Source organism: Natronococcus amylolyticus DSM 10524 (assembly GCF_000337675.1).
GTDB classification, from domain to species: domain Archaea; phylum Halobacteriota; class Halobacteria; order Halobacteriales; family Natrialbaceae; genus Natronococcus; species Natronococcus amylolyticus.
Map to the genome: position 1 here is coordinate 451,865 of NZ_AOIB01000013.1, position 25,347 is coordinate 477,211.

Consider the following 25,347-nt stretch of genomic DNA (forward strand, 5'->3'; position numbering starts at 1 on the left):
CGCGCTCCGACACTGTCGCTCCAAAACCAGGTATCAACTACACACTGAGACGTCAGTCACGATCCCAGCAGTCCGCTCCGGACTGTGAACCGTCGATTTCGTCGAACAGCAGTGACTCCGTACAGCTCGGGACGAGCTCGAGTGCGACCCACCCCTCGTCGGACTGCTCGACGAAATACGCGCTGAGCTGTGGGTCGGAGCCCTCGTCGGCGTCGTAGAAGGGGAGCTGTGACAGCGTCGTACCGAGTTCCTCGTACTCGTCTTGGTTGACCTCGAGCGGGGTTCCGAGATCGTCGAGCGCCGCTCGGGGGAGTTCGTGTTCGAGCGCGGACTCGCCCTCGTCGATCGCTACTGCGTCGTCGGGAATCCGCTCGAGCCCCTGTACGTAGCGGTATCCACCCTCGGATCCTTTTCAGGTGATGCAGCCGGGCATCGACACAGCGCCGACATCGGCGATCGAAGCCACCAGCCGTCTCCTGTCCATATCCTACACTCCGTTCGATATGTAATGGGATTTGCCTCGTCGTGGCCTCGAGCGGAGACGGCTCCCGGCTTCACGGTTCCAGCGTTCGGAACCGCACCGCCCGGCTTCCTCGAGCCGTCCGAACGCTGCCACCGCATGGCTGGCTAGTGGTTTCATACCGGTCCCGTTCGTACGGTCGCCCATGGACGAGATCTCACTCGGCGTTCCGGAACCGCTGCTCGAGCGACTCCCCGAGGACGACACCACCGCGGCGACCGACATGCAGGAGGCCGTCGGCGGCTGGGAGCGACAGCTCAACCGCGTGATCGAGGAGTCCGAGGACGAGCGCGAGGCGGCCGGTCGGATCCTCGAGGCGATCGAGCGCTTCGAAGACCGATACCAAACCTACGACGAACTGGTCCCGGAGCTGCGGGCGTGGGGCCAGTCGCCGATCTACGCGATCGCGTGGCGGACGCTGTACGCCGACGTCGTTGCCCAGCTGTACGAACACGACGGTCTCGGCGAGCACCTGGAGCGGGAGCGAAACGCCCAGTTAGTCGAGGACGGAATCCGGCTGCAGGACCTCTGAGCGGACGCTTCGACGATCCGATCAGAAGCGAGAAACCCCACGCACCCGCAAGGGCTTTGCTCCCGTAGTCGATACCTGAGAGCGTGGCATCGACCGACGACACCCGCGAACCGCTCGATCTGACGACCCGCACCCGCCGCCGCGTCCTCCCGGCACTTCACCGCATCAAAGAACCCCTGGGCGGGTTCGCGACCTGCGTCCAGCACCCCGACGAGTACGTCGGCACCGTCGACCGAAGCCTCTCGTCGTTCCGATCGGACCTCGAGGCGATGTCGTTCGCCCCCGAGCCCGTCGCCTCGCTGAAAGTTCATCGCGACGGTCGCCTGTCGGCCGGCAGCTGGGTGCGGCGACGGTCCCCGCTCTCGAGGCGCCAGCTCCACGTCGCCCTCTTCAGAAACAGCGTCGAGGAGATCGAGGTGTTCGCCCACCGCGAGTACTCCTGGCTTCGCCATCCCTACAGACACTACACCGCCGAGGGGTGGGACACCGACGGCGGCGTGCGACGGATGCGGTCGCTGCTGTCGGACCACGGCGTCACGTTCTCGGTCGAGCGATAGTCGGTCAGAACGGCTATACCGACGGCCGAGAGAGTACGGGCCGATGGTCGAGACGGTCGCGGCGTTCACGGATCTCTACCTGCCGACGGTAAACGGCATCACCTACACGATCTCGCTCTGGCGCGAACGGTGGAGCGGCCGCCGGGCGTCGATGGACGTCGTGTTTCCCAAGATAGACGGCTACGAGCCTAACGACGGCGAGTACGCGGTTCCGAGCATCGAGGCCCCACTGTACCCCCGATATCGGCTCGGACGGCCGACGCCACCTGACGACCTCGACGTCCCGGACGTCGTCCACGTCCACACTCCCTTCTCCCTCGGGGTCGCGGGCGTTCGCTTCGCTCGAGCGAACGACGTCCCGCTCGTCGCTTCCTACCACACGATCCTCGAGGGGCGCGTGCCGGATCTGGTCTCGAACTCGCTGGTCGAACCTGGGCGACGGCTCTGTCGGGCCTACGAGCGGGCCTTCTTCGCCCGCGTGGATCACGTCATTGTGCCAACGGCGTTCGCCCGGCGACACCTCCGCGAGTCGGTCGGCGCGGACGTCGAGGCGACCGTCGTCTCGAACGGGATCGACACCGACCGTTTCCGACCGACCGATCCCGGCCCGTTCCGCGAGCGCTACGGGCTCCCCGACGGGCCGCTGCTCGGGTACACGGGCCGCCACGGTCCGGAGAAGAACCTCGAGGAGGCGATCGACGCCGTCGCGGGCACCGACTGCACCCTCGTTCTGGCCGGCGACGGTCCCGCCCGCGAGGGCCTCGAGCGTCGGGCGGCCGAGACCGGAGCCGACGCCCGCTTTCTCGGCTTCCTCGATCGCGAGGAGCTGCCGGCGTTTTACTCGGCGCTCGATGCGTTCGTCTTCCCGAGCCCGGTCGAGACCCAGGGGCTGGTCGCGCTCGAGGCGACCGCCTGCGGGACGCCGGTCGTCGCCGCCGACGCCGGCGCCCTGATCGACAGCGTTATCGAGGGCGAGACGGGCTACCGCTACGAGCCGGGCGATCTCGAGGCGTTCCGATGGGCGATCCGACGCACCCTCGCCGAGAACGATCGGCTGTCGGATCTCTGTCGGCGCCGACGGGCGATGCTCTCGGTCGAGCACTCCCTCGAGCAGTTGGCGCGGGTGTACGGCGGGCTGCAGGGGTGATGGTACGCGGACGCATCCCAAGCGTTCAAATCCCGTGACTTCCTACAGCGGGTATGGAGTTTGCCGTCTCTCGCGAAGGTACGACGCTCGTCACGTTACACGGAGGAAGCAACACGACTGCCTGCGACGACGCCGTTTCGGAAGTCGAGGACGCCCTCGAGTCGCTCGCGACCGAGGGAACGCTCGTCGACTGGGCGGTGACCGACGCCGAGGTCCACGAACCGCCCTCGGCGCCGTTCGATCCGTACACGATCGCGATCGAGTTCGACGTCGTCGTCACCGTCGAAGCCGACGACGCCGAGGCGGCCGGTGAGCGCGGCGCCGAGACGATCGACGCGGCGCTGGCCGAGGCGGGCGTCGACTCGATCACGTACCGTTCGTCGCCGACGGCATCGGCCTGACATGGACTACGGTACCGACTTCGCGGCGTGACCGCAGTTCGATCACAGCTGTGCCAGAACTGACGTACAGCGGCCAGTCCGAGAGCCGGACTTATGGTTCCGGCCTCCGACCACCCGGTATGGAACTCGATTTGCGATTCTTCGCCACCTTTCGCGAGGCGGTGGGGCAGAAGGAGCTGACGTCCTCGTTCGAAGAGGGCACGACCGTCGGCGACGTCCTGAGCGAGCTCGAAACCGAGTACGACGACCTCGAGGGAGAACTGCTTGAGGACGGCGAGATCCGTCCCCAGCTAAGCGTGCTGAAGAACGGCCGCGACGTGGTCCACATGGAAGGCCCCGACACCGCGCTCGAGGCGGGGGATACGCTCTCGGTGTTCCCCCCGGTCGCGGGCGGGTAGTCGGCGCGACGGCCGAGACCGGTTTCGAGAGGGACTTATACGCCGCTCCCGGAGTCTCGGGTGGTGATGGAGAACGAGACGGAGACGAACGCGAGCGACGGCGACGCCGCCGGAGACGCGACGGAACTCTCCGAACCGACCGACGGCGCAGAGCCGGTAACGTTCAGCTGGCGGGGGATCCGCGCGGGACTGGTCACCTGCGTCCCGATCGCGTTCGGCGTCGCCGGCTACGGCGTGGCGTTCGGCGTCCTCGCGAATCAGGTCGGGCTGAGCGTCGCGGAGGCGGCGCTGATGAGCGCACTGGTCGTCGCCGGCGCCTCCCAGATCGTCGCGGTCGAACTGTGGGCCGATCCGATCCCGATCGCCGCAATCGTCGTCACGACGTTCGCGATCAACCTGCGGTACTCGCTGATGGGGGCGGCGCTCCAGCCCTGGTTCAAACGCCTGTCGGCCTCGAAGGCCTACGGCAGCCTGTTTTTCATGGCCGACGAGAACTGGGCGCTGACGATGCGGGACTTCCGGGCGGGCAACAGACGCGGCGCCTTCCTGCTGGGCAGCGGGATCGCGATCTGGACGTTCTGGGTCGCGTCGACGGTCGTCGGCGCGCTCGCAGGCGAGACGATCGGCGACCCCGCAGAGTACGGCGTCGACTTCGTCCTCGCGGCGGTGTTTCTCGCGCTGGCGGCCGAGCTCTGGGAGGGACGGTCGTCGCTGGCGCCGTGGATGGCGTCGCTCGGAACCGCGGTGATCGCCGCTGAGGCGCTTCCGGGCCGGTGGTACATCCTGCTGGGCGGACTCGCCGCGGCGGTCGTCGAGGTGATCCGCCATGATCGGTGACGGCGCGCTCTCGCTCGAGCCGATCGTCGTCGGCGTCGTCCTCGCGATGGCGGTCGTCACCTACGCGACCAAGACCGGCGGGCTCTGGCTGCTCAACCGGATCGAGGCGAGCGAGCGCCTCGAGGCCGCCCTCTCGGTGCTGCCGGGTGCGATCGTGATCGCCGTCCTCGGCCCCGAACTGGCGGCCGGTGGACCCGCCGAGTGGGGTGCCGGCGTCCTCGTCGTCGCCGTGATGTGGCGCACCGAGAGCATCCTGCTGGCGCTGTGTACCGGCGTCGTCTCGGTCGTCGCGCTGCGAGCGGTCGTCTGAGGGAGCTTTATTCCTCCGGCGACCCAACGACGGGTATGACAGAACGGACGCGGGTCGAACGCTCCTTTCGCGGGATCTCCGAACGACTCGCGAGACACTACCTGACGAACCTCGGCGGGGAGCGGGTCGACGACGAGACCGTCGCGGGCGAGGACTGGACGGCGTCGCTCTCCTCGGAGACGGTCGGCATCGGCCCGTCGCTAACGCTGACGGAGGTGACGGTCGTCTTCGAGGGCGATCCCGACGCGCTCGACGGGCTGATCGAGGACTTCGCACAGAAGGCGATGCGCGCGGGTGGCTGATGGCGGGGGAGCCGATCGAGGGACAGATCCTGCTGCTTACCGCCGCGAAGGCGAGCGTTACGCCGACGCAGCTGCCTGATCTGGTGGATCTGGCCCAGGAGCGGCTGGCGGCCGACCGCGAGCGCTATCGCCGCGAGTACGAACGCCTCTACGAGGGCGACGGGCTCGAGGCGTTCGCCGTCGAGACGGGACACTGGGCGACGCTGGGGACGGAGCTGGGAATGAGCGACCGCGAGCGATCGGCCGTCGAGCGCGCCCACGAGGAGCAGCTGTTACGGATCGGTCGGCGCACCGATCGCGAGGACGAGTTCGAAACTGCTCTCGAGATCCGCGAGCCAGTATTGATCGGAACCGGCGAGTAGGTGGTCTTCGCGACGGCTACCGAATAGGGCTCGTCGATCGGCAACTGCGAAAGAACGGCGGCAGTCGGCGATCTGGCTCCGCGGTGGCCACGGACCTCCCGACCCGCCGTGCGGACGGGATCCCGATCGAGCCGACGACGCGGCCGACTACAGCAGGAGTGCGATCACCGCGAGGACGATGAAGATCAGCACGAAGATGCGCGCGATCTCCATCGAGACGCCCGCGACGCCACCGGCGCCGACCGCGGCGGCGACGAGTGCGAGGACCATGAAGATGACTGCCCAGTAGAGGAAGTCGACGCCACCGATCTGGAGCGGGACCGCCGTTGCGAGTTCGTACATGCTGATCGATCCCACGCCGTCCATTATAAACGTCGGTGTCGGTCCGCGGCCCGTCGGTTCGGTAGGAGGGGAGTATCGACGGTCTCATACGGTTTACTGTACGTCAGTACCGGCGTAACCGCGACCCGTGCGGCGGTTGCGCAGGTAAAGCGGTACAGCAATCCGTATCAGTCGTCGCCGAAGAACGCCCGACACAGCTTCGCCTCCGCGCCGCGGAGGTGTTCGTGGAACGTCGGTCGCGAGACGTCCATCGTCTGTGCGAGTTCCTCTCCGGTCGTCGGTCGAGGCCACTCGAAGTAGCCCGCGAGGTAGGCCCGCTGTAACGCGGTGAACTGCCGATCGGTGAGCGATCCCTCGAGCCGCGAGGCGAACTCGTGGCGGGAGCGACCCTCGCTCTCGCGCTGGCGGAACGAGACGACGTCGGTCCCAGCGTACCGGTCCTCGATCGCCTCGATAACCGAACGGACGTTTGCCGACCGCGGAATCTCCAGCGAGAGTCGGGCACTGCCGCCCTGGCTCTCGATCGTCTGGGTCCGAACGCCCCGGTCGGAGAGCCAGCCGACCGGATCGTCGTCGTCGGTGAGCTCGATCAGACAGCTCCCCTCGTGTTCGACCAGCACCTCGAGGGAGACGCCGGAGAGGTCGGCCGCGGCCGCTCGAAGCTCCTCCCCGCTCGCACCCTCGGCGGTGAACAGCGATGCCGTCCCGTCGCCGGTGCGGTGGACCGAGCGGCGGTACTCGAGGCGGGCGTCGGTTGCCGCCGATAGCGCGACGACGGTGAACGCGGGGTCCGTGAGTTCGATGTCGACGGCGACGACGGCGTCGGTCGCGAGCGTGCGGCTGGTTTCGCGGGCGTTGACGCCGCTTGCGACCGCGCGGGCCAGCGCCGAGAGGATCACCGACTCGCGGTCGTCGATCGGGCGGTCGCGGTCGGTACAGACCGTCAGCACGCCGTAGTCGATCCCGTTGTACCGAAGCGGGAACGAGGCGTGAGTGGTGTCGCCGTCGCCGTCGACAGCGACGGCGTGGGTATCGAGCGCCTCCACCGCCGGGTGGTCGTCGCCGATCGAGGGCCCGTCGACGGGAACCCCCGCGCGTTCTCGGACCTCGATGCGTTCTGTGGCCGGATCGCGCTCGCCGATCCAGGCGCCGTCGTAGGCCTCCTCCGCGGCGATACGCTCGCAGACAGCGGCCTCGAGCTCCGACCGGGAGGTCGAGCCCGCGACGACGTCAGTGACGTCCTGGATCAGCCCCTGGACTCGCTCGAGGATATACTCGAGTTCCTCGGTCCGGCGCTCGAGCTCGAGTTCGGCCTCCTTGCGGGGGGTGACGTCGTTCTGGAAACCGACGTAGTGGGTGGTCTCGCCGTCGCCGTTGCGGACGGGCGCGATCGTTACCTCGTTCCAGAAGGCGGTGCCGTCCTTCCGGTAGTTGACAAGTTCGACCGTGACGGGACGCTCCTCGCCGATCCCTCTGCGCATCTCGGCGATGGCCTCCGGGTCCGAGTCCTCGCCCTGCAGGAGCCGACAGTTGCGCCCGACGACGTCCTCGTAGCTGTAGCCGGTGATCTCTTCGTAGGCCTCGTTGATGTAGACCAGCGGGTTGTCCTCGCGGTTCGGGTCGGAGATGGTGATCCCCACCGGGGCCTCGTTGATCGCCCGATCCTTGACCGTTCGATCGCTCGCCGGCGGCTCCTGTTCGCCGAGGCGCTCGAACGTGATCGTCGCTCCCATTTCTCCGCGGTGGATTCGGACGTCGTACTCCGCGGTCTCGAGGGAGACGTGGCGAGCCGTGCCGACCGTCGTCTCGGTCAGGGCGGCTTCGATGCGCTCCCAGTGCGAGTCGAAAACCGGTTCCGGCTCCCTCGGGAGGGCGTCTTCCTGAAGGTCGAACTCCGTCCGAGCGGCCTCGTTCGCGAAGGTGATCACCCCGTCCGTCACGGCCAGAACGGGATCGACGAACCACTCGAGGGCGGTCGCCGCGGTCCCGCCTCCGGGATCGTGTGTCTCACTGACGCTGTCCATACACCCACGTACGAAGGCGATGCCTAAGAACCATGCTGGTACGCTCGACGTATCAACGAAGCCGCAACGAGCGCCGTGGCTTTTCACAAGGTGTGCTATCGTACATTTGCCGATCCGTCCGAGCGGCTACGGGAGACGGTCAACGACTCGAGGCACACGTACCGACGCTTGGCTATCGCGACGACAGCGGCTGGAAGTCCCGATGCGTGGCAGCCGCGTTCGCTACCGGCTCGTCCGCTCGTCCCAGGAGGCCGTCGAGACGTAGGAGATACCGCTCCGGTCGCGGGCTCGAACTCGTCACGGAACGGTCACTCCTCGGCGAACTCGTCCGCTGGATCCGCTTCCTCGGCGTACGTCTCGCGCTCGGCGACCGTCAGTTCGGTATCGTCGGTCCCGACGGCGACCCGCTCGCGGTCGTCGACGCGCTCCGTCGAAACCTGTAGTTCACCGACCGTCGTCGACTCGTTCGCGTCCGGGATCGCCGTCTCGCCGACTTCGGTACCGTCTTCGGTGATCCGAAGCGAGAACCCCTCTTCGGTTGGTGCGACCGACACCTCGTAACCGTCGACGGTCGCCTCGGCCTCGACGGGATCGGTGACGAACGTTCTGGTCGTCTCGTTTCCGACCTCGAGATCGACGGCGTAGGCTGTTTCGTTGCCGACGACCTCCCAGCCGGTTCGGTCGACGTCGATCGACTCCCGCCAGCCGAGCCCGCCAACGTGGACCGTCTCCTCGCCGGCGTACGCGAGGACGTCGTCCCTGACCGCGACGGTAGCAATCTCGCGCTCGTCACTGGCCAGAAGCAGGCCGTCCTGCTGGGACTCGATCGACTCCTCCCCGAGGTCGATCGGTGACCCCTGCTCGACGGTCGCGTTCTGCTCGTAGGTGAGGCTGTACTCCTCGATCTCGAGTTCGTTCGAGCCGTCGACGGCGCCGTCGTCGACGACGGTCAGCCCGAGCGGGAGACTCGGCGCGGCGACGAGCACCGTCGCGGCCAGCAGGACGATGAGCGCCGCCCGACGACGCGGGGTCGGACTCGAGAGCCACCGATCGGGCGCCAGCGCCACCAGTGCCGGCAGCGCGACGAGTCCGACGGCGAGGAGCAGCGCGCCGACCGAGAGCGCGAGCGGGGCGCCCTCGCTGACGACGAGGGCGATCCCCGCGATGAGGCCGAGCGAGAGGACAGCGAGCCACCCGAGCGCGAGCAGTCGCCGGGCTCGTGCCGGAAGCGACACCGGCCACGGGAGCGGGCGATCGCTTCCAGCGACCGCGATCGAGAGCACCGCGGCCAGCAGAAGTACGAGGACGACACCGGGGGCCCGGTAGAGCACGAACGTGTCGTCGCCGACGGTACCGACGAGCAGCCAGAGCGACTGGGCGAACCCGAACAGTATCGTCGCTCCGAACACCCAGCTGGCCGCCGGCCGACGGCTGCGCCGTCGCAGGAGCGCGATCCCGACGAGCGCCCCGAGGAGGAAGCCGAGCAGGTGCGCCTGAAACCCGATCCCGGCCCACTCGGGCGGTGCCGGCGGCCCGCGCTCGATCGCTTCGTGCACGATGGGCTGGGTCAGCGCCTGGTAAACCAGCTGCACCCCGCTGGTTGCGACCACGCCGACGACGGTCGCCAGCGGGTGGGTGACGAGGGCGAACCCGGCGATGGCGAAGACGGCGCCCGAGAAGCCGAGCCCCGGTCCCAGCGAGAAGAAGGCCGTCGCGTAGGCGACGCCGAGCAACGCTGCCGGAAAGACGACGACCGCCCGAATCCAGGGGCGAGCGAGGAGACCATCGGCCTCCCGGTCGCGCCCGTCCCGGGGGTAGTGACTCCAGGCATACTCCGCGATCGGGGCGAACGCGAGCGTCCCGGCGACGTTCGAGACCAGATGTTCGGGCGAACCGTGGGCGATTCCTGCGGTGAGCCACCCGGTCGGGTAGAGATACGACCACGTGATGAACGGGTAGGTGAGCGGCTCGCTCCAGTGGCGGAGCCCGCCCTGGACCAGCAGGTAGAACGCGACGACAAGACTCACGGTGACGAGCGTCCCCCAGGGGACACCGTAGACGAACCGCGACTCGAGGAGCGAACGCCAGCGTCGGCGGTCGCCGACGGCCAGCGCGAAGCCGACCGCGACGACGAACGCTGCGGCGAGGGCGATCTGAGCGGGAGCGAGAGGCATCGTTCGTCCGTTGTGTGACAGGGGGCCTAACGGTTCGGGAACCGCGCCGCACCAGACGAAGGCGCTTTAGGTACCCGACCGTTTTCTGCTCCTAATGAGTCACCCCACGCCCGACGTCTACGAGCAGGGCAAGGGCATGGACGCCCACAACCAGGTCATGCGCGAGATCCGCTCGCGCAAGGAGGCCAGCTACGACCCCCACGAGCCGACCCGCGTCTGGCTCGACGAGGACAACACGCCGAACGGCGTCAAGCGAAGTCTGACGATCATCCTGAACACCGGCGGCTGCCGATGGGCCCGCGCCGGCGGCTGTACGATGTGTGGCTACGTCGCCGAAAGCGTCGACGGCGGCAGCGTTTCCCACGAGGCGCTGATGGACCAGATCGATGTCTGTCTCGCACACGAGGCCGAAAACGGGGACGAGCCCGCGGAACTGATCAAGATCTACACCTCCGGCTCGTTCCTCGACGAGCGCGAGGTCGGCGCCGAAAGCCGGCGGGCGATCGCCGACACCTTCGCCGACCGCGAGCGGATGGTCGTCGAGTCCCTCCCCGACTTCGTCGACCGCGAGAAGATCGCCGACTTCACCCGCCACGGCGTGGATACCGACGTCGCGATTGGGCTCGAGACCGCGACCGACCGCGTGCGCCACGACTGCGTGAACAAGTACTTCGACTTCGCGGACTTCGAGGCCGCCTGCGCGGAGGCCGCCGCGGCCGACGAGGAAGCGGCCGGCGACGCTGACGCGGGGATCAAAGCGTATCTCCTGATGAAACCGCCGTTCCTCACGGAGTCGGAAGCCGTCGCCGACATGATCTCCTCGGTCGAGCGCTGTGCCGCCGTTGAGGGCTGTCACACCGTCTCGATGAACCCCTGTAACGTCCAGCGCTACACGATGGTCGACGACCTCTACTTCGAGGACGGCTACCGGCCGCCGTGGCTCTGGTCGGTCGCCCACGTCCTCCGCGAGACGGTCGACGTCGACGCCATCGTCGTCTCGGACCCCGTCGGCCACGGCTCGGATCGCGGTCCGCACAACTGCCAGGAGTGTGACGACCTCGTCCAGAAGGCGATCAAGGACTTCGACCTGCGACAGGATCCCTCGGTGTTCGAGCAGGTGTCGTGTGACTGCGAACTGACGTGGGAGGCCGTGATGGAGCGCGAGCGGAGCTTCAACCAACCGCTGACCCGCTAGTCGAGTCGGCTCAACCCCGCGTCGGACCGTCGGCGTCGGGATCTGCCCGCGGGAATTCGAGCGTGACGACGGTCCCCCGCGGCTCGTTGTCGGCGATGGACAGTCGGCCGCCCGACTGCGAGACAGCCCAGTTGACCAGCCAGAGACCGAGGCCGTTCATGTGCCGGAGCTGGGTAATCTCCCGTTCCTCCCGGAGCAGTTCCCGCTCCTCGGTGGGAATACCGGGGCCGTCGTCGGCGACCGACAGCGCGACCAGGTCCTCCGCCGGCCGATCGCGGACCGTGACCTCGATCGAGGGATCGCCGTCGTGGTGTTCGACCGCGTTCTCGAGAAGCTGGTCGATCGCCGTCTCCAGATACGCTCCGCCGGAAACCGGAGCAGGCCCCGATATCGAACGTCCGATCTCGACGTTCGGATCGTCGTTCTCGAGTCGGGTCGTCACTCGTTCGGCGAGCGCGGCGACGTCGATCGGCCGGGTGTCGGCGCCGTCCCGGTTGAGCGTCCGTTCGACGGTTCTCGACTTCTCGGCCAGCGAGGTGAGTTCGTTCGCCCGCTCGCGGATCGTCTCGACGCGCGCCGCGACCTCCCCGTCGACCCGATCCGCGAGCAGGTCGGCACAGCCGTCGATCACGTTCATCCCGTTTCGCAGGTCGTGTCGCAGCACTCGGTTCAAGATCTCGAGGCGCTTTCGTCGTCGCTTCTGCTCGGTGACGTCGGTGTAGAGCGCGAACGATCGGCTCTTGGTCTGGCCGAGCTCGATCGGAACGAGCCGCAGCATGAACTCGCGGAAGCCATCCGCGGTCCGACGTCTCACCTCGGCCTCGACCACCGATCCCTCGCCGCTGCATCGGTTGATCGCCTCCGCCGCGTCCCGGTCTTCGAACGGGACGATGTGTGCGTCTAACGAGTTCCCCACTAACTCCGCCTCGTCGTAGCCGAACGTCCGCTCGAACGCGGGGTTGACCGCCTCGACGATCGGCTTGCCGTCCCGGTGTTGGACGCTCGCGACGGCGTCGGGAACGTTCTCGAAAAGCGCCGCGAACCGATCGCGTTCGGCCCTGAGCACCGACTCCGACTCGAGCTGATCCAGCCTGTCGGTAACGTGAGAGAGCAGCAACTCGACCAGCTCCTCGTCGTGGCGGTCGAACGCGCCCGGCGTCCGCGAGGCCGCCTGGAAGACGCCGTGGTCGCCGATCGGGGCGCTCAACACCGACGCGTAGGCGCCGGCGTCCGCCGCCGTGTCCTCGCAGCGCTCGACGTCGTCGATCCGGTACGTTCGGCCGGTTCGGTAGGTCTTCCCCGCGATCCCGGTCTCGATCGGTATCCGATCGACGTAGTCGGTATCGTCGAGGTGCGAGGAGAGGGCGACCTTTACGAGCGAGTCGCCGACCGCACGGTCGACGGCACAGACGTCGAACTCGAGAACGTCCTCGGCCGTCTCGACGATCAGCTCGTAAATCTCCTCGGGACGGCGGCAGTCGTCCAGCCGGGAGGCGACCTCGTGCAGATTCTCGATCTTCGCCCGGCGCTCCCGGAGTTCACGCTCCATTCGTTTGCGGTCGCTGACGTCGCGGACGACCCCGACCGAGCCCTCGATGTCGCCGCCCGAGCACAGCAGTCGCGTGGTGGACTCACAGGGAATTCGTTCCCCCGACTCGGTCAGCACGGTCAGCTCGTAGGTCGCGCCGTCTTCGGTTCCGGGCTCGAGGGCGCCGACTTGGTTTCGGATTCGATCGGCGCTCTCGGCGGTCAACACCGTCGAGAAGTGCTCGCCGACGAGCGTCTCCCGATCGTAGCCGGTTATCGACGCGAGCATGTCGTTGACGGTGACGAACCGTCCCTCCCGGTCGGTCGCGTACACGCCGTCGCCGACGGCATCGACGATCGTCTTTGCGCGCTCGAGTTCCCGCTGACGCGCCGTCCGGTCGAGGGCGGCCTCGGCGGTCGCGGCGAGCACCCGAACCAGGTTCATGTCGGTGGCCTCGAGTTCGCGCCCCCCGACCGAACAGACCGACAGCACACCGTGTTCGCCGAGCGGGTACACGATCGCGTTCCCGAGGGGAAACTCGAGGTAGTAGGGAAACCGCTCGATCGAGGCGTCCTCGACTACCATCGGTTCACCGCGTTCGTAGACCTCCCAGAGAAGGCTGTCACTGGGGGTGACCGGCGAGCGATCGACGCTGGCGTCGGCCAGCTGCGAGGCCGTCGCCGCGAGCTCGAGGGCCTCGCCGTCCTCGTCGGCGAACCAGACGCCGGCCAGCGAGCGATCGAGGACGCTTCCGGTCGCACCCATGGTGATCTCGGCGATCGTCTCGAACGAGGACGCGCCCACGAGCTGGCGCGTCGTCTCCTGGAGCGCCTCGAGGGCGTTCGCCCGCTCGAGGTCGTCGGTGATGTCGCGGGCGAAGGAGAGCACTCGAACGACCTCGCCGTCCGTTATCAGCGGCGCGTTGACCCACTCGCAGGTGACTTCGGTGCCGTCCTTGCGAACGTTTCGGGTGACGGCCCGGGACGACTCCTCGAGGTCGGCTCCGACGAGCAGCTCCCACTGGGCCGCGACGTCGGTCCGGTCGTGTTCGCCGACGACCAGCTCGAACGCCGACGTACCGAGGGCCTCCGCTCGGTCGTAGCCGAACAGTTCCGTCGCGGCCGGGTTCCAGCTGATCGCCTCGAACGACCGGTTCCACTCGATGATCGCGAGCGGGGACTGTTCGACGAGCAGCTCGAACCGGCTCGAGTGCTCGCCCGATCGCGAGTCGGAACCCGAAAGCAACGCCGCGAGGCGCGAGCGAAGCGTCTCGAGGCCCTGGGACTGGGGCACGTAACCGTCTGCGCCGGCCGCAATTACCTCGCCAGCTAGCTCCTCGCTGCCGCTCGACGGAAAGACCACCAGCGGAAGGTCGGGTCGGCGGCCCCGGATCCGCGAGCAGAGTTCGGCACAGGTCGCGTCGGGGACGGTATCGGTCGCCACGACGCAGTCGGCGCTCTCGAGTCCCGCCAGGCAGTCCGCGAGCGTCTCGACGACCTCGTCGAAGACACCGTCGACGTTCGGCGGAACGTCCGACCCGACACAGACGACGCGCGTTGCCGTATCCATAGCCCGTGTTCCACGTAGTCGGGACCGTCCGCCCGTCCGCTTTGGGCGGACCGACCGACACGTTCGACTAACTGTGTTGAAATTCCACAGGTAACAAAATAAATATGTCGGCTGCAGCTACAGTTTGCCGACCGCAGATTCGAACCCGCGGAGGATCCCCTGCCCGTCGGTCGGACCGACGTCCGGTAGCGTGGCGCGCTCGGGATGAGGCATCAACACCGCGACCGTCTCGCGCTCGCCGAGCAAGCCGGCGACCGCCGCCTTCGATCCGTTTGGGTTCGCGTCGCCGTCGACCGCGCCGTCAGCGTCGCAGTACCGAAAGAGGATCCGGTCGTCGGCCTCGAGCGCCGCCAGTCGGTCGTCGCCGATCTCGTAGCGCCCCTCGCCGTGGGCGATCGGCACCTCGATTACGTCGCCCTCCTCGTAGGCGGCCGTCCAGGGCGTGTCGGCGCGCTCGACCCGGAGGTGGACGGGCTCGCACTGGAACCGGGCGCTCTCGTTGGTCGTAAACGCGCCCTCGGTCAGTCCCGACTCACAGCCAACCTGGGCGCCGTTGCAGATCCCCAACACCGGAACGCCGTCGGCGGCCGCCTCGCGGACCTCGGCCAGGATCGGCGAGCGCGCGGCCATCGCTCCCGCGCGCAGGTAGTCGCCGTAGGAGAACCCGCCCGGCAGAACGATCCCCGACGTTTCGGCTGGCAGGCCGTCCTCGTGCCAGACGATCTCGGCGTCGATACCGAGATGCTCGAGGGCTCGCTCGGCGTCGCGGTCGCAGTTCGAGCCGCCGAATCGGACGATCGATACCGTCACAGTCGCCACCCCGCGGTGTTGCGACCGACGGTTTCGATCGTCGTGATGGAGACCGTCATCTACCGCTCGTCGACCTCCACGTCGTAGTCGTGGATGGTCGGGTTCGCGAGCAGTCGTTCGGCCATCTCGTCGGCGCGCTCGCGGGCGCCGTCGGCGGAGTCGGCCTCGAGGTCGATCTCGAAGCGGTCGGCAGAGCGCAGCGCCTCGAGTTCGAAGCCCAGCCGCTCGAGGGCCTGTTTCGTGGTCTCGGCCTCGGGGTCGAGGACGCCGCGTTTGAGTCGAACCGTCACCGTCGCGGTGTAGGCCGTCATTACCTGATACCCCGTAACCGTGCTCAAAAACGCTTTCGGGTTCGGTTCGAAATCCACGTTTGTGGATACTGGGAGAGTCGGGTCGAGCGCCGTCCGGCTCCGCGACGCGAGTCAGCGATCGACGGCGCTCGATTCCGGCGTCTCGCGGGCGTCGCGACCCGAAGACGAGTACACGGACGAGGGACCCGATCCGGGTCGAATCCGTTCCCGTTCGGCACTCAGGCAGCGTCGACCGTTCCGTCGGGTCGGACGGTAACGACGGGAACCGGTGCAGTTCGAACGACTTTGTCCGTGACGCTGCCGACGACCATTCGCTCGAAACCGCCGCGGCCTGCCGTTCCCATCACGATCATCTCGGCGTCGACCTCGTCGGCGTAGTCGGCGATCTCCCGGGCGGGGCTCCCGGTTCGGACGACCGCTTCGGCCTCGAGGCCGTACGCCTTCGCATCGTCGGCGAGCTCGTCGGCCCATTCGGCCGCTATCTCGGCGACGTCTTCTGTCGTTTTCGGAGGTGGACCGCCGACCGAGGAGATGTGCGTGAGGCTTTCGTCCCCGACGGAAAGGGCGTGAACGGTCGCCCCCGTCTTCTCGGCGATATCGAATCCGGTTTCCGCAGCACTCTCGGCATATTTACTTCCATCCGTCGGCACAACTACGATATTTCCACTCATTCGTATTCTAATCAAGAGTAGCTAGCTACGGTCGTATAAACCTTTGTAGGCAGTTGGAGGTGTCGTTCACCACCTCCGACCGTCCGACAGCGAACCGATTCGATCGTTCCCCGCCGTCGCGTCTTCGGCGAGCTCGTCGGCGGCGTTGCGTTCGAACGCCGTCGCATTCAGGGGTCCGCGGCTACGGTACGGGCGGAATCCGGCGGTCGCCTGGGCCTGGTGGCCGGGACCCGCCAGTCCGGCCAGATCGTCACGTGCTCGCGCCAGTAGCTCCAGAGTATGCAACATCGAACGGGAGACAAAACGGTGTATGGACAGTCGCTCGAGCCGCTTCCGGACCGCGTTCGCGCTACGCCGACGGCTCGTAGACGTACGAGTAGCGGATGTCCACGTCGTACAGCAGCGCCCCCTCGGGCAGCCCCCGGAGTCGCCACGTCGCGTAGAGGTCTCCGATCGCTCCGGCGGTGTTCAAGACCAGTACGAACGCGGCCGTGAGGGCGACGATCGGAACCGGCACGAACACCAGCGGGAAGCAGACGGCCGTGATCCCGACGAGCGGCGCGAGGCCGACGCGGAGCAGTTCCGCCCGCCGCTGAAACTGGCCGAACGCCGCCGCGTAGAACGCCCCCATCGACGGTGCGACGCCGTACGTCACGTCGTAGCCATAGAACCGGAAGACGACGCCGTGGAGCAGTTCGTGGACGACCGTCGTCACGACCAGCGCGGCGAGAAACGGGACGGCGATAGCCGTCAGATCCATCGCGAACGTCGTCGTCTCTCCGTCGACGGTCACCTCGTAAAACGTGAACATCTCGGGGCCGTGGACGAGCGTCAGAAGGGCCACGAGCGCCACCGACGAGACGATCCCCAGCACGCTGGAGCCGACCAGCAAGCCGACCGTCGGATACCGGAACTCGTACGGGTCGGCGTATCCGTCGGGTGTCGGCGGAAGCTCCGGTGCCCGCGTGAGATCCGAACCCGACGCCTCGCTCGTTGTCACGACAGAGGCTACCGAACCGGAGTACAAGTAACGGCCGCTTCGAGCGACTCGGAGGCCGCCGACACTACCGGTCCGAGATCGAACCCCGGCCGAGCGTCGCTCGAGAATCACGACCCCGGTCCCGCGGTCACACGAGTCAGTCGGCCGGCGCCATCGGCTTTCCGTGACTCGAGATCGGTTCGACCAGCCGATCGGCCGCCCGTCGCGCGCCGGCGACGTTCCCCGCGAACGGGCCGACGGTCCCGGCAGCCAGCGCGCCGGTGACGAACACCGGGGATCGGGTGCCGTCGGGACGGCGCCACGCCAGCGTCTCGTCCTCGAGCATCGGCATCCCTCGGTAGCCGCGCTCGAGCTCCAGCTCCTCGGCGACCCGGTCGACGAACGGATGGTCGAACACCGGGGCGAACCCGGTCGCGAGGACGACGCGCTCGGCCGAACAGCAGCCGCCGTCCTCGAGCAGCAGTCGGACGCTGCCGTCGACCGCGCGGGCCGACTCAACTTCGCCGATCCGGGTTCGCAGGTCCCCGTCGCCTGCCGCCGAGTCGAGCCGATCGAGCAGCGTCGGCGGAACGGTGGCGTCGTTTCGCGCCTCGCGGACGACCTCGAGGCGGTTCCGCGAACCGGGCGGGTGACGGTGGAGGTGCCGCTCGACGTGCGACCAGTTGATCCAGCGGGGATCGGCCTCGATGGCCGCCTCCTCGGGGTCGCGCCTGGAGAGCAGCGTCACGGGTTCCCGGTCGGCGAGGCAGGTCGCCAGCTGGGCCGCGGTAACCCCGCCTCCGACGACGACCGTCTCCTCGGCCCGACGATCGGGGTCGAACCCGTCCCAGACGTGGGTAATCCCGTCGACGCCGTTCGCCCAGTCGGGCGTTCGGTACCGTCCACCGCGTCCGATCGCCAGCACGCAGGTTCGGGTTCGGATCGATCCCTCGTCGGTCTCGAGGACGAGTGGTCCGTCCTCGCGTTCGCTGACGGCGTCGACCGCCGTTTGCCTGTGCAGCGCCTCGAGGTTCTCCCGGTCGATGACCCGGTCGGCGTAGTCGAGAAACAGCGACAGCGACGGTCGACGTGGGTAGCCCGGCGTCGGGAGGAGTTCGTCCTCGCGGCCGCAAGCCTCCGCGAAACTCTCGAGGCCGAACGGCTCGGTGCCGACGTGGTGGACGAACGTCGAGCGCATCGCGTCCATCTCGCAGGCCCGGGCCTTCCGTCGGAACGAGGCCAGCAGCCGTTCGTTCGGATCGACGATCAGAACGTCTTCGCGCTCGAGGTCGGTGTCCTCGAGCAACCGCTGGACGAGGTACGTGCCGTGGACGCCCCCGCCGACGATGACGCAGTCGTACATGTGAATCAGATAGGCCTATTGTTACTTCATACCTTCGTCTTAATAATCATTGTGTGGGATTCTGAGGTAGGATAGTAACCGAGTGAGCGAACCGGACGGGAAGCGCCCAGTCGTTCGGTCGAAAGCTGTGGGGTTTTCCTCGGTGCAACGCGTAGTCCCGCCGCGAGTGCCATGTCCGAAGAAACCTTCGCCGACCGGTTCGGCGCCTATCAGCGGCAGTTCGACAGGCTCGACGCGGCGATCGCCGCCCACATGGATCGGTGGGGGATACCGGTGTTGCGGGCCGCGATCGGCGTCGTATTCATCTGGTTCGGCGCGCTCAAGGTGCTCGGCGTCTCGCCGGCCGGCGAACTCGTTGCGGCGACCGTCTATCTGGTGCCGCCGGATCTGTTCATCCCCGTCCTCGGCGTCTGGGAGGTGCTCATCGGGATCAGCCTGCTCTACCGACCCCTCATTCGGCTCGGCATCCTCCTGCTGTTCTTCCAGCTACCCGGCACGTTCCTCCCGCTGCTCCTCGTTCCGGAGGCGGTCTACGTCACGTTCCCGTACGCGCTCACGGTCGAGGGGCAGTACATTATCAAGAACCTGGTGATCATCGGCGCGGCGCTCGTGATCGGCGGCACCGTTAGAGAAGACGTGTAAGCAGCCGTCCGATCCACACGAGCGCGAGCGCGAATCCGATCGCCGCCGCGGCCTGACGGGCAAGCATCTTCGCGACGAACCGGGCCGAGACCTCGCGAGCGACCGTGATCGCGGTGACCAGACAGGGCAGGAGCACACCCGCGAGGTAGACCGCGACCAGCACCTGGAGCGGCGAGAGCGCGGTGATCCCGCTCGCGTCGGCGGTCAGCAGCGCGATGCCGTCCTTGCGGATCGAGGCGAGGACGATCGGCAGAGCGGCCTCGGCGGGGAGGCCGAAGGCGCCCATCGCCGGCACCAGCGCGTCGCCGAGGCGTTCGAGCGCGCCGACGTACTCGAGCAACGCGGCGACGACGCAGATCCCCGCGAAGACGGGTAAGGCGGTCGTGAGGAAGCTCGCGAACGAGGATCTTGCCTCGCGCCAGATCGCGCGCGGACGGGGCCACTCGAGGAACGTCCGACGATCGACCGCGAGCGACGTCGTTCGGGCTTCCGAGGGGGCAATCAGGCGGACGTAGAACAGCGTCGTCGCGACGAGCACGACGAGGTAGGGGACGACGAGCCAGCTCATCCCGACCGCCGCGAAGACTGCGAGCGTGGCCGGAAACTGGTAGGAACAGGCCGCGCCGAAGGAGATCGCCGAGATGGTGGTACAGCGGGTACAGTCCGAGCAGCTCCGGGTGCTCGTCACGGCGGGGACGTTACAGCCAAAGCCCATCACGACGCGGACGAGATCTCGCCCCGTCAGCCCGACGCGGCGCATGACCGGGTGGAGCGCGGTCGTCACCCGCGTCACGAGCCCGCTGGCTTTGTATGCGCCCATGAACAGGGCGAAGATCAGCATCGTCGGCAGCGCCCAAACGAACAGGAACGGCCCCATCGCGAGCAGTCCGTAGTCGCTGACGAACACGGCCGCTACCGGCTCCGGCAGCGGCGCCGCCTCGAACCAGGTGACGGCGGGCTCGAGGGCGGCACCGACGATCGGGTCGAGTTCGCCCGCGATGGTGTTGGCGAACCAGACGGCGACAACGGCGGGGAGGAGGAGAACGAGCGCGCTCGCGATCGGTCCCATGTACGGGCGCTCGAGGATCGTCTCGGACGGCTCGATCTCCCAGTTCGCGTGGGTCGTCGTCTCGACGGGAAACGAGCCCGCGTAACGAAGCGCCTCGAGGGTCGAGCCGGCATCGGCTCCCGCCGCCGAGTCCGCGTCAGGAGCGACCCCGCCATCCGCGGCTACCCGCGTTAATCGTCGGGCGTCGACGGGGACGACCGGGACGCCGAGATCCGACTCGAGTTCGGCGATCGTCTCCTCGGCGTCGTCGGCGTCGTCGATCCGATCCCAGTGGGTGACGACCACCGCGCCGGGACGTCCCTCGACGAGCGGCAGTAGCTCCTCGAGATCCCGATCGAGATCGGTCGCCGGGACGACGAGGACGACCCGGTCAGTCGCCTCGAGTTCAGCCAGGGCCTCGCGGGTCGTCTCGGTGTCGGCCTCGAGGGTAATTCCGGGCGTGTCGACCAGCTCGAACCCGTCGGTCCGGTAGATCTCGCTCGAGACGGTCGATCCCTCGACGTTCCGGTCGGCCGGTCTCGAGCCGGTCAGGCCGGCCGCGAGCGCCGATTTGCCGACGCTTTCCTTCCCGATCAGGGTGATCCGATCTCGGCTCTCACTCATCTCGACGACTCCTCCGTCACCGGTGTACTCGCCGACGTCTCGGATCGGCCGGTCTCCTCGGCGGCGTGATCTCGGTGCTTCATCCGTGGCTGCTCACTCGCCAGCCAGTATTAATAATAGTATCGCATAAGATAATAACTTCTATTATCCACGAGTCTGTATTGGTAATCGAATGCCCGACAACTCGACGCCAGTCACGGTCCTGTCCGGAACGCTCGGTGCCGGCAAAACCACCGTTCTGAACCATCTCCTGCGCGAGACCGAGGATCGGGTCGCGGTCCTGGTCAACGATATGGGCGAGGTCAACGTCGACGCCGAACACGTCGCCGAATCCTCCGATATCGCAGACGAGGACGAGGAGCTGATCGAGCTCTCGGACGGCTGCATCTGCTGTGAGCTCCGTGGCGACCTGCTCGAGGCGATCGACGAACTCACCCGCGAGCGGGCGTTCGACGCCGTCGTCGTCGAGTCGACCGGGGTCGCCGAACCGCTGCCGGTCGCCCAGACGCTGACGATCGGGTTCGACCAGAGCGACCTCGAGCCCACCGAGTTCTACGAGGAGACCGGGATGGAACCGCTCGAGGACTGCCATCTCGACACGACTGTGACCGTCGTCGACGCCCACCAGTTCGACGCGGCGATGCGCTCGGACGAGCTCCTCGACGACGACGGCACCGAGAAACACCTCGGCGACCTGCTCGTCGAGCAGGTCGAGTTCTGTGACGTCCTGTTGCTCAACAAGTGCGACCTCGTCGACGAGGAGACCCTCGAGCGGATCGAGTCGACGCTCGAAGTACTGCAACCCCGTGCGGAGATCGTCCGTACCGAACACGGTCGCGTCGACCCCGACACGATCGTCGACACCGACCGGTTCGACTTCGAGGACGCGAGCCAGTCGGCCGGCTGGATCCGGGAGCTTCAGGAGCCCCACCAGTCCGCCGAGGAGGAACACGGCGTCACCTCCTTCGTCTTCGGCGCCCGTCGCCCGTTCCACCCCGAACGGCTCGCCGACCTGCTCGATACGTTTCCCGACGAGGTCGTCCGCGCGAAGGGCCACTTCTGGCTCGCCGGCCGCGGCGAGGAGGCGCTGACGATCAACGTCGCCGGCCGGTCGATCCGCGTTGGCCCCGGCGGCTCGTGGATCGACGCGATGCCCGAACCGGAGCGCAGCGAGCACCTCGAGCAAAATCCCGAACTCGAGGAGAGCTGGCACGACCGGTGGGGTGACCGCAGCACCCAGCTCGTCCTGATCGGAACCGAGATGGACCACGAGTCGCTGCGGGCTGCCCTCGAGGACTGCCTGCTCGAGGACGCGGAACTCGAGGCGGACTGGTCGAGCTACGAGGACCGGTTCCCGACGTTCGAACCCCCTGAAGACGAGCCGACGGCGAAGCCCGAGGACGACTCGAGCCAGGAAGAGATCGGCATCGCGGATTAAGATCGACCAGTGACCGAGTACGACACCGACGCCGACCCGTTCGCCGACGCACGCACCGAAACCGACGGCGACGTCTCGCCGTGTTACCAGGCGTACATCGAGCGCCGCGACCATCGACCCGACAGCTGCACCGTCTACTGTGCGCTCGACGGCGAATCGATCGAGGATACCTGGATCCGCGCGAAGGGCGACGCGTTCGTCTCCCGCGAGGACGCCAGGTAACGGTTCCGAACGCTATACACTCCAACACGCCACACGACGATGTCAACCAACTTCCAGACCGCAGTCAGATCGAACGTCTCGCACGCAACCCGACGCGAAGCAATCGACCGTCTCGTCGCGGCAGACGAGCGACGCAATCTCGCACTCCTCGTCGAGATGGGCGGGCTCCGCGGGGAGTTCCGTCGGCGCGCCCTCGAGGGACTCGCCGACTGTAACGCGAACGAACAGCTCGAGGAGCTAGCCGAGGATACGACGGTCGATCCGTCGCTCCGGCGTCGCGCGGCCGAGCTGTCCTAACGTCGCATCCGCCGACGCCGTCGACAGCCCGGTTCGGCTAGCAGCGAACCGGGCCGCTGTTGTTAAAATACGCGGGGATCAGTTGCCCTCTTGCTAGTAACTCTTTTTACGTACCGAGTGCTCGGTTAATAACGCTATGGCATACAGCTGTTCCACCTGCGACGAGTCGTTCCAGTCCGCGGCAGGCGTCACCCAGCACGTCGCGCTGCATCACAACACCTGTGCCGTCTGTGACGACGCGTTCGACGACGTAGACGGACTTCGAAACCACGTTCACGAGAACCACTAGCTGCGATCGGCGAATTCCGTTTTTGTGTTCGGTTCCGAAAAAGCCGTTCGAACCCCATTCTCGAGTACGACCGTGGTGAGCCCGAAGTTCGTCCCCGAATCTCCTACCGACAGTGGATACCCCACCCGACCGAAACGGCTACACGCTCGTCGACTGAGCGTTGTGACTGCGCAGCGTTCGTAACATGTCCTGACAGAGCGGCTCGGGGTAGTAGCGGACCGTCTCGCTCCGAGAGTCCCACTCTATCAGCCCCGAATCGGCCAGTTTCGGGAGGTGGACGTGATGCATCTCGGTGGACAGCGAGGTCTCTCCCGACTGAGAGTCCACGTGTTCTACGAGCTCGTCGACAGTAGCTGTGTTCGTCGGTTGCGTATCGAGGAACCGAAGGATCTGTCGTCTGTGACGGTGACACAACAACTGGAGCAGTTCGTCACACTTCTCGGCGTGGGGGTTGGCGTTCATCGGAATTCGACCCTCCGATAACAAAACCGCAGCTCGCTCATAAGTGTAACGTATATGAACCTCTAAGAATTGCGAATTTCGCAGTTCTGTCCGAAACAGCTGCGGTTTCCGGTTGCGCTGTCCGTCACTCGCTACTCGGCTCTTTCGGCTCGAAGTGACCCCACGGCTGACTGTACTTTCTCGTGATGATCTCGGAGCTGTGAACGGTGAGCCCGTGTTCGTTCAACTCCTTCGTCAGTCGGATGAGATCGGACGTGGAGGTCGCGATAGTTTCGATGTAGAGGTTGTGCTCGCTGGTGATCATCTCCGTGATATCGACGACGCCGACGATGTCGAGAACGTTTTTGGCGACGCTCGAGCGGGCCGACGGGTCGCTGGTACACACGAAGAGGAGCCGAAGCGGAAAACCCGCCCGTTCGTAGTCGATCTTGGGCTCGTATCCTCTGATGACCCCCGCGTTCTCCATCTTGTCGATCCGGTTGCGGACGGTGCTGGGCGAAACGTCCACTTCCGTCGCGATCTCGTTGATCGTGACGTTGCGGGCGTCGCGTTGCAGCGCGAACAGCACACCTTCGTCGATGGCGTCGATCTCGACCGCCTCACCGTTCTCGTCGTCGGAATCGGATTCGGCAGCGACAGGCACGTCTTCGTCGGCCATGGTAGGAGTAGTACGCCTCGAGGGAAGAAGGGCAACTCGGTCAGCCAGTGTCACGGGTCGAGCCGACGCTCAACAGTCGCAGTAGTCGGGTTCGCAACACTCGAGTTCCTCGAGCACCATCCGTTTCTCCCGGTAGGCCTCGAGCGGGCCCGTCTCGACGCCGAGTCGCTCGCCGAGTTCCTCCGCGACGACGGCGAATCGCTGGCGGAACTTGTAGATGAAACAGAACTGTTGGCCGTTGTGTGCGACCTGGGGGCCGGCGAGAAACAGCCCGGGCGTCTCGGTCGACTCGTCCCGATCGGTGAGGTCGGGGAACTCGCCGTCGAACGCGAACAGGTCGTCGATGACCGCGAGGCTTCCCTCGAACCCGGTCGCGAGCACGGGGGGTGCTCGAGAGCGAACCCGATCGCCGTCGGTCGTCGTGACGAGGTACCCTCCGTCGTCGCGTTCGATCCCGTCGACGCGGGCGTCGGCGACGAGGTCGATCGGCGCGCCCTCTTCGAGGGACGTCTCGAGGCGCTCGTTCGTTCGCGGTGAGAGCACCTCGCTGGGGTCGGGGCTGCGGAACTGCCAGGTCCCCTCGTCGTCGAGTACCGTCACCGACCGTCCGGCCTCGGCAAGCCCGAGCGCGGCGTCGATCCCGCTCTCCGAACCACCGACGACCACGACGTCCGAGACAGTCTCTGCCACGGTTCCCGCGCCGTCGGCGGCGACCCTGTTCGTTCCAGCCGAGTCCGTACTCGAGGCCCGCGTCGCGTACTCGGCCCACGAGTCGACGTTTGCGACGTGGACCCCGTGGGTCGCCCCCTCGAGGTCTCCGCTCGAGGGGTACTGGTACTGGCCGGCGGCCCAGACGACATAGCGAGCGCGGATCGATCCCCCGTCGGTCTCGAGGACGAACCCGTCCGTGTCTTCGTCTTGCTGTGGGACGACGGACTCGACGTCGATACCCGTCTCGACGGGCAGCTCGTGGAACTCGGCGACCGCCTCGAGGTACTCGGCGTACTGCTCGCCTGTGGGGTGTTCACAGTCCAGTGCCAGTGCCGGCGAGGTGTCGATCGTGACGGCGTTCAGATCCCGAACCCCGAAGGCGTTGGCCGGAAACGACGGCGTCAGCAGTCGCATCTCGTCGGGCCAGCGCCGGAAGGAGGCGCCGATCCGGTCACGTTCGAGGACAGCGTAGTCGACCTCGAGTCGCTCGAGCGCGACTGCAGTCCCGATTCCGGCCGGCCCGGCGCCGACGACCGCGACCTCGAGTGAGTCGTTCATACCCACTGATGGTCGCTGCGTATTAATAATACTGTCCACAATATTACTAACTAATAGCATAGATCG

Annotated in this window: 29 protein-coding genes; 15 read left to right on the forward strand and 14 right to left on the reverse strand. The window is 66.9% G+C overall.

Annotation, left to right across the window (positions count from 1 at the left end):
* The first annotated feature begins 665 nt into the window (after positions 1-665).
* The 9 genes from C491_RS04450 (at position 666) to C491_RS04490 (ending at position 5,366) form a co-directional block, all read left to right on the forward strand.
* Complete coding sequence (locus tag C491_RS04450; protein WP_005554097.1) at positions 666-1,052, forward strand: hypothetical protein; 387 nt, start codon at positions 666-668, stop codon at positions 1,050-1,052.
* A gap of 83 nt (positions 1,053-1,135) precedes the next feature.
* A complete protein-coding gene (locus C491_RS04455; RefSeq protein WP_005554098.1) occupies positions 1,136-1,609 on the forward strand; it encodes a hypothetical protein in 474 nt (157 codons plus the stop codon).
* A 43-nt stretch (positions 1,610-1,652) separates the two neighbouring features.
* On the forward strand, positions 1,653-2,756 hold the full coding sequence (locus C491_RS04460; RefSeq protein ID WP_005554100.1) for a glycosyltransferase: 1,104 nt from the start codon (positions 1,653-1,655) through the stop codon (positions 2,754-2,756).
* Between the two features lie 53 nt (positions 2,757-2,809).
* The gene (locus C491_RS04465) at positions 2,810-3,157 is read left to right on the forward strand and encodes a hypothetical protein (RefSeq protein ID WP_005554101.1); all 348 of its coding nucleotides are present in this window, start codon (positions 2,810-2,812) and stop codon (positions 3,155-3,157) included.
* Positions 3,158-3,276: 119 nt separating this feature from the next.
* Positions 3,277-3,555, forward strand: coding sequence for a ubiquitin-like small modifier protein 1 (locus C491_RS04470; RefSeq protein ID WP_005554102.1), 279 nt, complete (start codon positions 3,277-3,279; stop codon positions 3,553-3,555).
* A 66-nt stretch (positions 3,556-3,621) separates the two neighbouring features.
* Complete coding sequence (locus C491_RS04475) at positions 3,622-4,392, forward strand: AzlC family ABC transporter permease (protein WP_005554103.1); 771 nt, start codon at positions 3,622-3,624, stop codon at positions 4,390-4,392.
* Positions 4,382-4,702: an AzlD family protein gene (locus C491_RS04480; protein WP_005554104.1), complete on the forward strand. Its 321-nt coding sequence runs from the start codon at positions 4,382-4,384 to the stop codon at positions 4,700-4,702. Before C491_RS04475 ends, C491_RS04480 begins: the two co-directional genes overlap by 11 nt.
* Positions 4,703-4,737: 35 nt before the next feature.
* Positions 4,738-5,004 (forward strand): hypothetical protein, encoded by a 267-nt coding sequence (locus C491_RS04485; protein WP_005554105.1) that lies wholly within the window; start codon positions 4,738-4,740, stop codon positions 5,002-5,004.
* Positions 5,004-5,366, forward strand: a complete 363-nt coding sequence (locus tag C491_RS04490; RefSeq protein WP_005554106.1) for a hypothetical protein — start codon at positions 5,004-5,006, stop codon at positions 5,364-5,366. Before C491_RS04485 ends, C491_RS04490 begins: the two co-directional genes overlap by 1 nt.
* 147 nt (positions 5,367-5,513) lie before the next feature.
* Here the strand turns inward: C491_RS04490 and C491_RS04495 are convergent, their stop codons facing one another.
* The 3 genes from C491_RS04495 to C491_RS04505 form a co-directional block, all read right to left on the reverse strand.
* Positions 5,514-5,708: a DUF1328 family protein gene (locus C491_RS04495; RefSeq protein ID WP_049891461.1), complete on the reverse strand. Its 195-nt coding sequence runs from the start codon at positions 5,706-5,708 to the stop codon at positions 5,514-5,516.
* Between the two features lie 167 nt (positions 5,709-5,875).
* The gene (locus tag C491_RS04500; RefSeq protein WP_005554108.1) at positions 5,876-7,732 is read right to left on the reverse strand and encodes a bacterio-opsin activator domain-containing protein; all 1,857 of its coding nucleotides are present in this window, start codon (positions 7,730-7,732) and stop codon (positions 5,876-5,878) included.
* A 308-nt stretch (positions 7,733-8,040) separates the two neighbouring features.
* Positions 8,041-9,906: a rhomboid family intramembrane serine protease gene (locus C491_RS04505; protein ID WP_005554109.1), complete on the reverse strand. Its 1,866-nt coding sequence runs from the start codon at positions 9,904-9,906 to the stop codon at positions 8,041-8,043.
* A gap of 94 nt (positions 9,907-10,000) precedes the next feature.
* On the opposite strand from C491_RS04505, the gene C491_RS04510 reads away from it, so the two are divergent.
* Entirely contained in the window at positions 10,001-11,101 is a 1,101-nt protein-coding gene (locus C491_RS04510; protein ID WP_005554110.1) for an archaeosine biosynthesis radical SAM protein RaSEA, read from the forward strand.
* A gap of 10 nt (positions 11,102-11,111) precedes the next feature.
* On the opposite strand, the gene C491_RS04515 is transcribed toward C491_RS04510, so the two are convergent.
* From C491_RS04515 to C491_RS04545, 7 genes are all read right to left on the reverse strand, one after another.
* The gene (locus C491_RS04515) at positions 11,112-14,198 is read right to left on the reverse strand and encodes a PAS domain S-box protein (RefSeq protein WP_005554111.1); all 3,087 of its coding nucleotides are present in this window, start codon (positions 14,196-14,198) and stop codon (positions 11,112-11,114) included.
* A 117-nt stretch (positions 14,199-14,315) separates the two neighbouring features.
* On the reverse strand, positions 14,316-15,008 hold the full coding sequence (gene purQ, locus C491_RS04520; RefSeq protein WP_005554112.1) for a phosphoribosylformylglycinamidine synthase I: 693 nt from the start codon (positions 15,006-15,008) through the stop codon (positions 14,316-14,318).
* 59 nt (positions 15,009-15,067) lie between these two features.
* Positions 15,068-15,319, reverse strand: a complete 252-nt coding sequence (gene purS, locus C491_RS04525) for a phosphoribosylformylglycinamidine synthase subunit PurS (protein ID WP_005554115.1) — start codon at positions 15,317-15,319, stop codon at positions 15,068-15,070.
* A gap of 218 nt (positions 15,320-15,537) precedes the next feature.
* On the reverse strand, positions 15,538-15,990 hold the full coding sequence (locus C491_RS04530; protein ID WP_083909285.1) for a universal stress protein: 453 nt from the start codon (positions 15,988-15,990) through the stop codon (positions 15,538-15,540).
* A gap of 66 nt (positions 15,991-16,056) precedes the next feature.
* Positions 16,057-16,278 (reverse strand): hypothetical protein, encoded by a 222-nt coding sequence (locus tag C491_RS04535; protein ID WP_005554119.1) that lies wholly within the window; start codon positions 16,276-16,278, stop codon positions 16,057-16,059.
* A 61-nt stretch (positions 16,279-16,339) separates the two neighbouring features.
* The gene (locus tag C491_RS04540; RefSeq protein ID WP_005554120.1) at positions 16,340-16,990 is read right to left on the reverse strand and encodes a DUF3267 domain-containing protein; all 651 of its coding nucleotides are present in this window, start codon (positions 16,988-16,990) and stop codon (positions 16,340-16,342) included.
* A gap of 136 nt (positions 16,991-17,126) precedes the next feature.
* Positions 17,127-18,332: an FAD/NAD(P)-binding protein gene (locus C491_RS04545; RefSeq protein ID WP_005554122.1), complete on the reverse strand. Its 1,206-nt coding sequence runs from the start codon at positions 18,330-18,332 to the stop codon at positions 17,127-17,129.
* Between the two features lie 171 nt (positions 18,333-18,503).
* Here C491_RS04545 and C491_RS04550 point away from each other — a divergent pair, with 171 nt between their 5' ends.
* The gene (locus C491_RS04550) at positions 18,504-18,974 is read left to right on the forward strand and encodes a hypothetical protein (protein ID WP_005554123.1); all 471 of its coding nucleotides are present in this window, start codon (positions 18,504-18,506) and stop codon (positions 18,972-18,974) included.
* Here C491_RS04550 and C491_RS04555 read toward each other — a convergent pair.
* Complete coding sequence (locus C491_RS04555; protein ID WP_005554124.1) at positions 18,958-20,646, reverse strand: nucleoside recognition domain-containing protein; 1,689 nt, start codon at positions 20,644-20,646, stop codon at positions 18,958-18,960. The genes C491_RS04550 and C491_RS04555 overlap by 17 nt on opposite strands.
* A gap of 172 nt (positions 20,647-20,818) precedes the next feature.
* Between C491_RS04555 and C491_RS04560 the strand changes: the two genes are divergently transcribed.
* The 4 genes from C491_RS04560 to C491_RS22880 all read left to right on the forward strand — a co-directional run bounded on the left by C491_RS04560 (position 20,819) and on the right by C491_RS22880 (position 22,892).
* Positions 20,819-22,084, forward strand: a complete 1,266-nt coding sequence (locus C491_RS04560) for a CobW family GTP-binding protein (RefSeq protein WP_005554125.1) — start codon at positions 20,819-20,821, stop codon at positions 22,082-22,084.
* Between the two features lie 9 nt (positions 22,085-22,093).
* On the forward strand, positions 22,094-22,306 hold the full coding sequence (locus C491_RS04565; protein WP_005554126.1) for a DUF7511 domain-containing protein: 213 nt from the start codon (positions 22,094-22,096) through the stop codon (positions 22,304-22,306).
* A 39-nt stretch (positions 22,307-22,345) separates the two neighbouring features.
* Complete coding sequence (locus C491_RS04570; protein ID WP_005554127.1) at positions 22,346-22,603, forward strand: hypothetical protein; 258 nt, start codon at positions 22,346-22,348, stop codon at positions 22,601-22,603.
* A gap of 136 nt (positions 22,604-22,739) precedes the next feature.
* Entirely contained in the window at positions 22,740-22,892 is a 153-nt protein-coding gene (locus C491_RS22880) for a C2H2-type zinc finger protein (RefSeq protein ID WP_005554129.1), read from the forward strand.
* A 138-nt stretch (positions 22,893-23,030) separates the two neighbouring features.
* On the opposite strand, the gene C491_RS24355 is transcribed toward C491_RS22880, so the two are convergent.
* The 3 genes from C491_RS24355 to C491_RS04585 all read right to left on the reverse strand — a co-directional run bounded on the left by C491_RS24355 (position 23,031) and on the right by C491_RS04585 (position 25,281).
* A complete protein-coding gene (locus tag C491_RS24355; RefSeq protein WP_005554130.1) occupies positions 23,031-23,354 on the reverse strand; it encodes an ArsR/SmtB family transcription factor in 324 nt (107 codons plus the stop codon).
* Positions 23,355-23,478: 124 nt separating this feature from the next.
* On the reverse strand, positions 23,479-24,012 hold the full coding sequence (locus C491_RS04580) for an Lrp/AsnC family transcriptional regulator (RefSeq protein ID WP_005554131.1): 534 nt from the start codon (positions 24,010-24,012) through the stop codon (positions 23,479-23,481).
* A gap of 69 nt (positions 24,013-24,081) precedes the next feature.
* The gene (locus C491_RS04585) at positions 24,082-25,281 is read right to left on the reverse strand and encodes an NAD(P)/FAD-dependent oxidoreductase (RefSeq protein WP_005554133.1); all 1,200 of its coding nucleotides are present in this window, start codon (positions 25,279-25,281) and stop codon (positions 24,082-24,084) included.
* Positions 25,282-25,347: the final 66 nt, after the last annotated feature.